Source organism: Gardnerella sp. DNF01157, assembly GCF_049244225.1.
Taxonomy (GTDB): domain Bacteria; phylum Actinomycetota; class Actinomycetes; order Actinomycetales; family Bifidobacteriaceae; genus Bifidobacterium; species Bifidobacterium leopoldii.
This window is the reverse complement of record NZ_CP058388.1, coordinates 441,906-454,922: the sequence shown is the minus strand read 5'-3', so window position 1 is coordinate 454,922 and position 13,017 is coordinate 441,906. Positions and strand designations below refer to the sequence as shown.

The window sequence follows — 13,017 nt, the reverse complement described above, 5'->3', positions numbered from 1 at the left end:
TTGTACAAAAGATTGCATGAAAGGCTACATGATTTGCGATTGTAAGTTTTTGCGAGCCGCTTCCATTGAAGTAATTTTTCCTAGAAGCTCAAGCTTTTCCTGACCATCCTTGAGTTTCGCCATACGCACTCTAGCAGCACCGATTCTACGCATATAGCCAATATCAAGAAGGCGAATAAGCAGCTCGTTTGCATACTTACTTTCTGCACTCGTAGCTTTCCGCAAAAGATCTGAAGGAGATCCGTTTGAAACTTGCTGATTCTGTCGATTGCCGGTATCTTCCAATGTATCTGCAGGAGAAGGAAGCGGCAACGGCATTACAGAAAGTTCTGTAATAACGGATTCAAGCAAAGGACCTGCAGCTTTTGTCATCATATGCAGCCACAATCCTTGCGAAACATTGCCAACCGGCAATCCACCTGCAGCTACAAATGCTTGAAACAGCGTACGAAATACTGGTGTAATAAAATTATTCAAAGTCAATTGCGCAAACAATTTCTCATCAAAAGCAAGCGGAACTTGCAAAAGTAACGCCATAAATTGTTGTTCGCACATAAATACAGCATCATCCACACGATAATAATGCTGATTTTTAGCAGAACTTTTAATAATTTCCATGCGCGAAGCTTTAAAACCTGCATTACGATCGTCATTAATTTGCTGACCAAAAGTTGGAATAACGTTATGCTTTTGCGCATAAGCATCGTCGTCACGCACTTTCAAACGTCTACGTGCAGACTCAACTTCATTGCGCATAACAGCTAAATCAACGCCAATTGAACGCACGGCTTTGCGCATATACAAGTCAAGCAGCGAACGGTCTCGAATTTGCGCAATAAGAGGAGCGACAGCCTTTATAGCGCCCATTTGACCAGTAGTGTACGAAGTCTCAAAACGATTAATTACTGTGTCAATAACGAAATCGTATAGCGGACTTGCATGTGCAACAAGCGAACGCACAGCCTCATCACCGCGCTGAATACGCAAATCGCAAGGATCGAGATTATTGTCTGCTACAGCAACAAAAGTTTGCGTCAAAAACGCAGAATCCAAACCAAAAGCGTGTAGCGCAGCCTTTTGACCTGCAGCATCACCGTCGAAAGTAAAAACGATGCGCGAACTTACAGACTGTCCATCCACCTTCAGTGGGCCAACAAGCTGAATTGCCCCCAAAGAATCGTCTGCAATAAGGCGGCGCACAATTTTTGCATGCTCAACGCCAAACGCAGTTCCGCAAGTTGCAACAGCAGTATCAATACCAGCCAAATGACATGCCATTACATCTGTGTAGCCCTCTACAATTACAACTTGACGCTTTTTTACAATATTTGCCTTAGCTAAGTCAATTCCGTACAGAACTTGCGTTTTTCGATACAGTGCAGTATCGGGAGTGTTAATATATTTCGCGCTAATAGAATCGTCATCATAAAGCTTTCTTGCACCAAAGCCAAGAGTTCGACCAGTCGAGTCGCGAATAGGCCAAGTTAAGCGGCCACGGAAATAATCATATATTCCGCGCTGACCGAGTCTAGCGAGACCAGCGTCGAGAAGCTCTTGACGCGTAAAACCTTTATTCGCTAAGTATCTAACTAAATTATCCCAGCCTTTAGGCGCGTAACCGCAAGAAAAACGCGCACTTTGTTGCGGAGTAAAGTTTCGCCCTGCAAGTAATTCGCGCGCAGGAGCTGCCTCTTGAGTGCCGAGATTTGAAACGAAAAACTTTTGCGCTTCTTCATTTGCTTCTAAAAGCCTGGCTCGCTTAGAACCGCGCGATTGAGAATCACTATTTTGCTCCTGCTTATAATGCATCTCAATGTGGTAACGATCTGCTAAAAACTCGACCGCTTCACGAAAATCAATATTCTCTTTTTGCTCAACGTACTTAAATACGTCGCCGCCAGCGCCGCAACCAAAACAATGCCACACTCCCAAGCTTGGTCGCACACTAAAACTTGGCGTTTTTTCATCGTGGAATGGGCAAAGACCTACAAAAGTGCCAGTTCCGGAAGGCTTAAGCGTCACTGTTGCAGACACAATGTCATACAAATCTGCCGCAGCGCGCACGCGCTCAATGTCTTCTTTCACAATCATTCCAACCATGCTATCTAGCTTATCGCAAATCTGCGGCGAGTGGTATTGCGCATATAATTTTAGTGTTTCAGCCACTTTTCACCGTTTTTCCAAAGCATAATACAAAAATAGGCGATGCGAACACAGGATATACTGCGTTACGCACCGCCTTAAAATCAATTACTTGATTACAACAGATACAAATGCAATTTATAAATGCAATTTATAAGCATTAATACCTAAAAATAACTAGAGAAAAGATTAGCGAATAAACTATTTAGTGACGACTCTTGCAAAGAACAGCACCAATACCGGCAAGCATGGAAGCAGTGACAGCAGCCAAAACTACAGAAGAACCAGTATTAGGAAGTTTAGCAGTCTTATTGCTATCAATCTTATCACTATCAGTCTTATTGTTATCAGCTTTACTATTATCGACACGATGCGGAATAGAAGTATCTACAGATTGAGTGTCAGCCGATTCAGAATTTTTTTGAGAATGTCCGAAGTAATCAATAGCAGCTACAAACCTATTGAGCGCGCCATCAAACTTTGGATGGTGCAAACTAAGATAATAAGATTCAGCTTCATCTGCCTTATTCTGAGCTGCGGCTTTTTCTTCTTCTGTAGAAGCGTTATCAACTTCATCTAAAGCTGCAACCCACTTAGCCTTAGCTTCGCAAATCTCATGATTTACTTCCAACAATGCTTTAGCTTCGGCGTACCCCTTAGCATTCGTATCGCCTGCGGAAACGATTTCATTTGCGCGAGACAATACTTCCAAAATCAAATTATCAACATCTTCTTCTTGACTATCATTGGAATAATCATCAGCCATCGCTGGAGTAGAAAAAGCTAATCCGGATAGCAAAGTTGCAGCAGCAGCGAATACTGCGATAGCTTTCTTGTTTAACATAATTTTCCTTTCTTCTTCCTTCTCACGTACAGCGTGCGAAGAATTTTGCACTAAAATATGTTAGTGTAACTTTGGGTCAAACATGTGACCTATATCACAAAATACCCCCCCTAGAAAATGAATGAAGTAGAAGGAAAAATAGAACAAAGCTATATAATTTTCAGGCTAAATTAATGACAGCAAATTTGCGAGAATTTACCATATAACTGAGGCAAAACCGTCGAAAACACATAATCACTTGGTGAAATAAACAAAACGAGACGAAACTGTCGAAAACACCAAATCAACGATAATATCGACAAAATACGCTACGAAATCAGCGGAAGACGCACAAATCGCAAATAGTTGCGCAAGCCGCATCTTCCGCAATCTTTCGTAATCTTTTGCTACTTTACAATTCCCGATCTTTAATGAAACCAGTAAAATCAAACGGCTTCTCAACTAGGTAGTAAACGTTTGAATCATCCGGAGCTGGAGCAAAAGGTATTGCTTTATGTTTAGAAGTTGGAACAAAAGGATTGTCTCTCATATCACCATCTTTTGAAGCAACTGTTATCTCTGATTTACTGTAATATTTAGGATCTCTGCGCAAAATAAACGGACGATCCATATCCGGTTTAGTCTTGCCTTTGCCTTTAAAGAATCCGCTTGCTTCTAGTTCGTCGAGCTTTGCACTAACCGGAACAAGCACAAAATACGCGCGCATCTTATACGTTATACCCTTATTTACTCCCGGCACATCAATAAAGTTATTGCTAGAATAATCTGGATAATTGCTATCTAAATCTTGGTAATCTTGGAATTGTCCGTTAACACACAACCCCGAATGCACATTGTATACCTTATTGCCACAATAAGGATCTCCACCATCGCGAAATATTTCAGTCATGCCAGAATCACCAAAAATCAATGTATTGTGCAAAGGAAGAGAATTCTTATCTTCATCACTATCATCAGTATCAATTGCATCACCCAATAATTGCTGTGTATACTGCCACATTCCGAAACTGTGTGCATAATCTTTATTATTTTCATCATCTACTAAATCATCCATAGCATGAGTGCCACGAAGAAGCACTCTAGTATTCTCGCCTATTTCTGTATCATAATTTGTAGGTTCAAACTCTAAGCAATCTCCAGATTTAGTGCACCATTTTCCAACAAATGGAACTAATGTAGAAACTACAGTTGCTTGATTACTTTCACCATATCCACGCTTGCTAGTAAACATTTTCTTAGTTTCAGAAGCATCAGCGCCATAGTAAAGCGTTATGTCGGTATCTCCCCTATGTGATTGCCCTAATCCAAGATTAGACCCAACAATTTTGCCTAAGTGTTTTCGGGATGAATATTTTGGTACAAGTCTAACTTTGAATCCTTCATCAGACATCATTTTGTACGCTTCGTCTTTATCTTTATCGAATAATTCAACAGGAACAGACCTGCCGCTATCAGGATATTTATCTTCTTCTCCAACGCCTATGAAGATTTCTTTATTTTCATCTAAAGGCTCGCCTGGCATTGGGTTAGTTGCAGCAATTTTTCCAGGATGAAGTGAGGCTACTTTGTAAACTTTTACTGGAACTCCCATTGATTTTAATAGAGGCGCTGCTTCTTCAACAGTTTTTCCAATCACTCCCTTTTCCGGAATTCCAGGACCTTTGGATTCAACGACCGTTACAACGTGATTTCCGTGAATAACTTGCCCAGGTTTTACGTTTTGATACCGAGCAAAATTACCTGGTTTACTTCCTCCGAAATCTTTTACTAAGTGAGTTTCAACACCTTTTTCTTGCAGTTCGCGTACAACATCTTGCGCAGATTGTGAAGTTTTTGCTTTAGGTACGACTATGCGTTCAGATGGCGCTGCTTTACGAAAATGCGGAAAAGTAAAGAAGAAGACTGCCGCCGCAATAATTGCAACCGCTGCTATAACGCATGCGCTTATAATAATTAGTTTGCGATTTTTTATAAGCGGAGTTGCATATTCAGGCTGAGCTATTTGAATTCCAGGCTGCATCACTTCCGTAGGCTGCTCTACTCCAGTAGGCTGCATCACTTCCGTAGGCTGCATCACTTCCGTAGGCTGAGATTGTTCAACGTTATTCCCGTATGAAACAGAAGCACCACAGTTACCACAGAATTTTTCTCCAGGAATAATATTATTCCCGCAATTTGCACAAAACATTCTCAACCTTCTTCGCACACTTTAGTCTTTACAACAAATCTACACTCACAGCTCACCCAGAACAAAGCACTTAGCAAAAGCACCTAGCACAAAGCCGCGTGAAGAGTTGTAGCAGAACCGTCTGTAAGACTTGCCACCTGGTCGATTGCAACACGAAGACGCTCATCATCGTTAGTGCACTCGTTCCAATCTCCCACGAATACTTCCTCCATTGCATCGTGCGAGCGCGGCGACTTGCTCATAAATACTTCTACTAAATCTGTCAAAATTTTCTGTTCGCGCTTATAAACTTCACGCTCGCGAGGAGCGATTATAAAGTGCACAGCTAAGCTTTTCAGCATCACAATTTCGTAGGAAGTATTTTCCGGAATCACAAGGTTTGCGCGGTAGCGAACAAGCGGACCGTTGCCATAACGCTCACGCGTAGCGTGCTCAACAGAGCTTGCAAAACGACCAATAAGAGCACTAGTAATATTTTTCAACTGCGCTAGCGCTCGACGAGAACCGTCGAAAGAATTAGGAAACATGTGAAGCGAGCGCAAACGTTTCAAAGCATCCAAAAGTTTATCTACATCCCAACGTTCACCATACCATGCATGGGTTTCTTCAATAACTTCATCTACAACTTTTGAATCCGCAACTAAAGCAGGGTTAAAAGCGCCAGTTACAATCGCATCCTCAATATCGTGCACACTGTAAGCAATGTCGTCTGAAAGATCCATTATTTGACATTCCATTGGTTTTGCTTCGCGTGGAGCACCAATTTTCAGCCATTCAAACACATCTCGATCATCCGGATACACACAGAATTTCAAATCACGCTCGCCTTTATCGTGCGCTTTTGCTTCTTCTAATCCCCACGGATACTTCACTGCAGCATCTAATGCTGCGCGCGTAAGATTTACTCCTGCACTTCTACCGTTTTCGCGAAAAACTTTCGGTTCTAAGCGCGTAAGTAAGCGAAGAGTTTGTGCGTTTCCTTCAAATCCACCAATATTTTTCGCTAATTCTGCGAGCGCGCGTTCTCCGTTATGGCCAAATGGTGGGTGCCCTAAGTCGTGCGATAAGCAAGCGCAATCAACAACATCCGGATCGCATCCAAGCATTGCTGCAATTTGCCTACCAATTTGCGCAACTTCCAAAGTATGTGTCAAGCGAGTTCGAGCAAAATCATCCGAACCCGCAACTAAAACCTGGCTTTTTGCACCCAATCGACGTAGCGCAGATGAGTGTATGATTCGCGCACGATCTCGTTCAAAAGGCGTTCTCACACGAGTGTGATGAGGCTCACTCGCCCAGCGCTCAGTATCATGCAAATCGTATTCGCCAACGATCTCATTATCCGATGCAATTACTTCGTTGCACATACAGCACCTCTTTTATTTGCAATTAAGGCTAATTTAACCTTCTAAAAAACCAAGCAGCAACAAGCTATATAAGACTTTTTGCGTCCAATTTTGCAATATCGCTAGAAGATAGCACTTCGTAAGCATTGCGGTAAAGCCGCGGCACGCGAGGTCCGATTCCAGTCATGATTTCGTAGCTGATTGTTCCTGCAGCTTCTGCCCAATCGTCGGCAGTAGGCTCAGCAAATTCCACACCTCTTCCAGGACCAAAAAGCGTTACAGTATCGCCTTCTCGGACGCCTAACTCTGCAGCATCGCCTTTTAAATCAACTATGAACTGATCCATGCAAACTCGCCCTGAAACATTCAAAATTCGCGCACCTTTATTGGTTTCTACTCTAACCGGTCCGCCCTGCTTATCAACATGACGCGCACCTTGCATATCAAATCCGGAAGCAGATCGCAAAATTCCGTCAGCGTAACCAAGCGGCACAATAGCAGTACTCGTATTATTTGGAGTTAAATACGTGCGCCCGTAGGAAATTCCATGCCCTTCTTCTACAGCTTTTACAGTGCCAAGTTGCGCTTGAAGCGTCATAGCTGGTTGCAATCCATAAGTTTGAGAATCCCCCATTGCAGGATCCGGCTCGTATCCATACAAACCAATTCCTGGTCTAACAAGCTCAAAACGAATTTCTGGACGATTAAGCGTTGCAGCAGTATTCGCTAAATGGCGGATTTTAGGTGCCACAGATGCTTCTTTCATGCGATTTGTAAACTCGTGGAATTGTTGGATTTGCCGGTCGGTTGCATCTACAAATTCTGGAACATCAGGAGAATCTGCCACAGCTAAGTGACTCCATTGGCCAATAACCTCAATTACGCCTTCACTAGAGTATTGTTGCAATTTTTCTAGAGCGGCACTAAAACCTTCTGGCGTAAAACCGTTTCGTCCAAAACCAGTATCGACTTTTACGTGCACGCGAGCAGGTTTACCTAACTTTCGTGCAGCAAAAGCTACAGCATCAAGAGAGTCAACAGAGCCTACTGAAATATCGATATCTGCTGTAATCAGATCTGCAAATCTCGTAGTTGGAGCGCTAGTAAGCCAAGTGAGAATATGGCAACGGCTAGAATCAATACCAGCTGCACGCAAACGCAACGCTTCGTACGGTTGAGCTGTGCCAAGCCAAGTAGCACCTCCAGCCAAAGCCGCGAGCGCACTAGGAACAAGCCCGTGACCGTATCCGTCTGCTTTTACGACTCCCATAACTTCCGGCGCATTCTGACTAGGCTGCAAATCTTGCGAAACGCGCTCAACCAAAGTACGCATATTGCCTCGAAGCGCCTTCAAATCGACGATTACCTGCCCAGGGTATGCACTTAACGCACAAGCATAGTTTGCTTCTAACATTGCCGTATTACGTGCACTATTACTTGCCGCATTACTTAAATCTGTACTCATAACTCACCTAACTGATTTAGTATGCTTTAATGCTACATGCTCTTTTGTATACTCTCCATAAGCTTTTAAGAACACATGCGCATTTCATATGACATGATTAAGTGTTTGCACCCATTGGTATGCAATACGTACTGCACTGTGCGCACGATCTGGAATAACGACCAATCCACAACGACTAAACCCTGCACGCGTAATTACTTTTTGCATAATCACGTTATCTGGATGCGTATCAATGCGTACATTATTATAGTTTTGCTGCACCCAATGCAAGCACGCTGTTGCCATTTTTGGTTTTATTCCCGAAGATGCTAAGCGGTGAATTGTTACATAAGGGGAAATATCATCAAGCCATGCACCGTCAATACTGGCATACACTTCATCAACACCTTCACATAATGCGAATTGCGCTAAAATACGCTCGTTATGCGATTCTGGATCCTCGTCAACAATCAAATAGAAACGTTTTAAACGAATATCCTCAATAACACTTGAAACAAGTGGAAAACTATTCCCCCACTGATGAGGATTGCCTGTAACACGCATAAATTTGCGAGCATTTTCATAAATATGCTCAATATTTCGCAAGTCACCAAGAGTTGCTTTTCTCAATGTTATATCTTCCATGTCAACCTCTAAAAGAAAGCAAATAAAACTGCGCAAAATTAGCTAATTATTACTTACACAAGTTTGCGCTCAAAAGGATCCGAACTAATTCCCTTCGCTAGAATATCTTTACACCATTGACTAGCACCAAATAAACTGTGGTCTCTATAGTTGCCGCAAGATTCAATAGTTGTTGCAGGAACATCATCCCAAGTGGCATTAAACGCAATAAACTCAAGAGATTCCTTTAAAGCGCGCGCCACATCTTCTGTGCTGTGTTCGCCCCAAGTTAGCAGATGAAAACCAGTTCTGCAGCCAAAAGGCGAGCAATCAATATAGCCATCAATACGCTCACGAAGTAACACTGCAATCATATGCTCAATTGTGTGCAAAGCTGCAGTAGGAATCGCTTCCTCATTAGGCTGCGTTAAACGAATATCATAGTTGGAAATAACATCCCCATTAGGACCTTTTTGCGTATTGATATAGCGCACATAAGGTGCTTTTACTTTAGTATGATCTAGTTCAAAACTTTCTGGTCTAGGTCTAGACGCATCCTGCTTATTCATAAGTATTCCCTTCACTTAACTACACAATAAACAACGTACTCTTTAACGTAGTGAGTACTTCTATAGTAGACGGTAGTTGCCTAATTAGTTGAAAGATTTATTAGTCGAAAGATTTATTTACATGATTGCTGCGTTTACAAGAGCACGAGTGTAGTCATTTTGTGGATTATTGAGCACATCATTTACACTGCCACATTCCACAACTTTTCCTTCATTAAGAACAATAACTCGCGTTGCTAAATGCCGGATCATACCCAAATCATGACTTACAAATATGCATGACATGCTTTTACGCTCGGAGCGAATGGATGCAAAAGCGTCTAAAATGCGAGTTCTTTCAGCAACGTCAATTGCACTCATAGGCTCGTCAGCAAGCAAAACTCGAGGATTATTAATTAATGCGCGAGCAATACAAACACATTGCGCTTGACCGCCAGAAAGCTCGTGAGGATGACGTTCCAAAAAATCTTCAGATTTTAAGCCTACTAATTTCAGCATTTCACAAACACGCTGCTCAATAGTTGCATCGTCTAATTTAAGCGATTTTTGCCATATTCTAAGAGGCTCAGCAACACTTTTTTGAACTGTCCAGCGTGGATCCAATGCGGCAAACGGATGCTGAAATACAAGCGACGATTCGCGTCTCATAAGCGTACAAGCATTTTTATTTACTTCTAATAAATTGGCATTATTTACAATTTCACCGCAATAAGTAACGTTTCCTTCAGAAAGAGTTTCAAGCCCCAACATAGCGCGTATAAGAGTTGTTTTGCCGGAACCAGATCCGCCAATAATCGCCAAAGATTCGCCAATATTAAGATTTAAATCTACACCGCTTAACACTTCAGCACGAGTTTTTGCGCGACCTAAAATAACGTGAATATTTTTTGCATTTATAAGTGCATTTTCTTCACTGCTGCCAATATGGGAATTAAATTTCTTAAAATCAGCGTTTTCAGAATCAACATTTGCAGAACCCACTTTTACAGAATCTAAATTTTTAGAACCTAAATTTTGCGCTCTAAAAGTCAACTTTTTAGCAGCACTCACTAATTGTTTAGTAGAAGAAATACGCGGATTATCAAGCAAATTCTTAATATTTTCACTATCGACCACACGCCCAGAATCAAGCACATAGCAACGATTAGCAGCATGCGAAAGCACAGAAAAATCGTGCGTTACAAAAAGCATTGAAGCGCCCATATCATCTACAAGTGAAGCAAGCATTCGCACAACTTCACTTTGTGTAACCGAGTCAAGCGCGGTAGTAGGCTCATCAGCCAAAATCAAACGCGGAGAAGTAATCAAAGCTGTAGCAATACCAACTCGCTGCTGTTGACCTCCAGAAAGCTCAAACGTGCGTTTAGATGCGAGATTTTTCGACAACCCTACTTTTTCAAGCATCATGCGTACTCGATTGTGAATATCGTCATCATCTAGATTGTAATGTATTCGCAAAGGCAAAGAAATTTGTTTTTCAACGCTTAACATTGGATTAAGCGCTCTGTTAGCCTGCTGAAATACTACACCAACGTATTTTCCGCGAATAGAAGCTAAATTTTCATCTTTTGCTTTCACTGTTTGAAGGTTGCCGAGCATACAAGAGCCTGAAATTTCAGCATTTGACGGCAATAATCCAGTTATAGCTCGAATTAGCATAGATTTGCCAGAGCCAGAAGAACCAACTAAGCCAACACGCTCACCGTCAGAAATCTCAATTGATACGTTGTCAAGAATTAGTTTTCCGCCAAGTTTTAGCGTGAGATTTTGAATATTTAAGCTCATTTTTCCCCTACTTTATTCGTACTTTTTGATGAAGGATCTAAAACTTTGCGCAATACGTCACCAAAAAGATTAAGAGCAACAACAACCACAGTCACAATCAAACCCGGCCAGACAACCGATAAAGGATTTACGTGAATTAACGAAACAGAAGTAGCCAACACGCGCCCCCAGCTAGGAACTCCAGAAGGAACACCAATACCCAAGTATGTTAAGCCACTTTCAGCCAAAATAACAGTTCCTGCAGAAAGAGAAAGCTCAACAAAAGCAACAGGAATAATATTTGGTAAAACATGATGAATAAGAACATATTTACGCGAGGAACCTTGCAAAACAGCTGAAGTCACATAATCAGATTGCAACGCAAGCTGCGCACTAGGTCGTACAATACGTGCTAAATTCAAGCCATAGCCAGTTCCACAAGCAATAACAATCACAACAACACTAGCTCCAAACGGAACTGCAAGCATAAGCGCAATTAAAACAGTTGGAATAGAAATCAATGCGTCAACAGACATAATGCTTATTGTGCGAACAATTTGTGAACTAGAAATCATAAAGCTCAAAACAATAAACCCAATACAAGTAGCAACTAGAACAGTAGAAAAAACGAGAATCAGCTCAATTCTTGAACCTGCCATAAGCCAACTAAGCATATCTGAACCAGTGCCGTCCGTGCCAAGCCAATGCGAAAAAGACGGCTTCTGCCATACTTTAAAACCATTAGTTTCTAAAAGTGAGTACGGAGTCCATAAAAGCGAAAGCAAAGCAACAAAAAACCATATTGCAAACGTTAAACACACAAATTTACCGAAAGTAGCATTCCATATGCGCTTAAACAAAGTAGATTTTACTTTGATACTTTTTTTAGACATATTGCACATAAAAACTCACCTTATTCGCATGTTAGATTCAACAATAGGAAATTAATTCAAACTATCTTTAGATAACCTAGGGTCAAGTAGTCGATGGGTAATGTCAACTACAAAGCCGATTAGTAAGAACAGCGCAGCAAGCATAAAAAGCTCACCTTGCACTGCAATTAGATCGCGCAAACCAACATCTCGAACCATTCCCGTACCAATACCAGGTAAGGAAAACAGGTTTTCAATAACCATCACGCCCATAACCATATGAGCGAAAGTTAAACCAATAACAGATACAAGTTGAGGAAGAGCAAGTCGCAAACCAACACGCCACACAACTTGTTTGCGAGTCATTCCGCAAGCCATAGCTTGAGAAGCTACTTCACTTTTAACAATATTTTCAACAGTTGCAGCAGTGTAACGCATAAAACTAGATCCAACAATAAGTCCTACTGTAAGAGCCGGAATAAGAAGAGACGCAAAAGCTTCAGGAAATTCGCTCCAGCCATCTGTAGGGAAACCTTGAGTTGGCAACAAACTGAACACACCAATACCGCGTCCTAATAGCAAAATAAGTAGCATGCAACCCCATAATGCTGGAACAGAGCCTGCTGTAATAGCCAAAAAGCGCATAATTGCCTGTGAAAATTTGCCTTCATGAGTAATTTGCAAACATCCAAGTGAAATACCAACTACTAAAGCAATAAACAGACCCAAAAGAATCAGTGGAAAAGTAATAGAAGCACGCATCGCAATAGTTGAACTTACAGAACGACCAGTTAACATAGACACGCCAAAGTCACCGCGGAAAACACCACAAATCCAGTCAACATACTGCGTAAAAAGTGGTTTATTAATACCAAGTTCTGCTCTAAGCTCCTCTACTTTTCCGCGAGGAGCGTTTAAGCCGGCCATAACTTGCGCAACATCGCCCGGAAGTACACGTAACGATATGAAAATAACTACAGAAATGCCAAGTAAAGCAAGAATAAACAGCAATACTCTGTAGCAAATCATGCGAAACATAAAATGCCTCCCTTCTATGTTCTTCTAGTCGAAACGCACCACAAATACACAAATTCGAGCACTAGTGCAGTTTGCGCGCTGCGCGAGTGTCTCATTTTGCATGTTTTGGGACACTCGCGCAGATTACGCTCGCGCGCTTTGACCGAGCTTGAAATCAACAGGATTTCAAGCTCCTTCAAAGCGTGA

The 13,017-nt window shown here is 41.8% G+C and carries 10 protein-coding genes; all 10 read right to left on the bottom strand.

Annotated elements, in window-relative coordinates:
• Window positions 1-24 precede the first annotated feature (24 nt).
• Window positions 25-2,166 carry a DNA primase gene (gene dnaG, locus HXT38_RS01610; RefSeq protein WP_407645738.1) on the bottom strand — a complete coding sequence of 714 codons (2,142 nt, stop codon included), beginning with the start codon at window positions 2,164-2,166 and terminating at the stop codon, window positions 25-27.
• A 181-nt stretch (window positions 2,167-2,347) separates the two neighbouring features.
• Window positions 2,348-2,986, bottom strand: a complete 639-nt coding sequence (locus HXT38_RS01605) for a hypothetical protein (RefSeq protein WP_421791939.1) — start codon at window positions 2,984-2,986, stop codon at window positions 2,348-2,350.
• A gap of 391 nt (window positions 2,987-3,377) precedes the next feature.
• Window positions 3,378-5,174 (bottom strand): PASTA domain-containing protein, encoded by a 1,797-nt coding sequence (locus HXT38_RS01600; RefSeq protein ID WP_421791937.1) that lies wholly within the window; start codon window positions 5,172-5,174, stop codon window positions 3,378-3,380.
• 83 nt (window positions 5,175-5,257) lie between these two features.
• The gene (locus HXT38_RS01595; RefSeq protein WP_004106024.1) at window positions 5,258-6,541 is read right to left on the bottom strand and encodes a deoxyguanosinetriphosphate triphosphohydrolase; all 1,284 of its coding nucleotides are present in this window, start codon (window positions 6,539-6,541) and stop codon (window positions 5,258-5,260) included.
• Between the two features lie 64 nt (window positions 6,542-6,605).
• Window positions 6,606-7,985 carry an alanine racemase gene (alr, locus tag HXT38_RS01590; RefSeq protein WP_421791935.1) on the bottom strand — a complete coding sequence of 460 codons (1,380 nt, stop codon included), beginning with the start codon at window positions 7,983-7,985 and terminating at the stop codon, window positions 6,606-6,608.
• An 84-nt stretch (window positions 7,986-8,069) separates the two neighbouring features.
• Window positions 8,070-8,609: a histone acetyltransferase gene (locus HXT38_RS01585; RefSeq protein ID WP_032842431.1), complete on the bottom strand. Its 540-nt coding sequence runs from the start codon at window positions 8,607-8,609 to the stop codon at window positions 8,070-8,072.
• Between the two features lie 53 nt (window positions 8,610-8,662).
• Window positions 8,663-9,157 carry an S-ribosylhomocysteine lyase gene (locus HXT38_RS01580; protein WP_004118906.1) on the bottom strand — a complete coding sequence of 165 codons (495 nt, stop codon included), beginning with the start codon at window positions 9,155-9,157 and terminating at the stop codon, window positions 8,663-8,665.
• A 117-nt stretch (window positions 9,158-9,274) separates the two neighbouring features.
• Window positions 9,275-10,942, bottom strand: a complete 1,668-nt coding sequence (locus tag HXT38_RS01575) for an ABC transporter ATP-binding protein (protein ID WP_421791933.1) — start codon at window positions 10,940-10,942, stop codon at window positions 9,275-9,277.
• Complete coding sequence (locus HXT38_RS01570) at window positions 10,939-11,823, bottom strand: ABC transporter permease (protein ID WP_174143304.1); 885 nt, start codon at window positions 11,821-11,823, stop codon at window positions 10,939-10,941. Before HXT38_RS01570 ends, HXT38_RS01575 begins: the two co-directional genes overlap by 4 nt.
• Before the next feature lie 42 nt (window positions 11,824-11,865).
• Window positions 11,866-12,831, bottom strand: a complete 966-nt coding sequence (locus HXT38_RS01565) for an ABC transporter permease (protein WP_421791930.1) — start codon at window positions 12,829-12,831, stop codon at window positions 11,866-11,868.
• Window positions 12,832-13,017 lie beyond the last annotated feature (186 nt).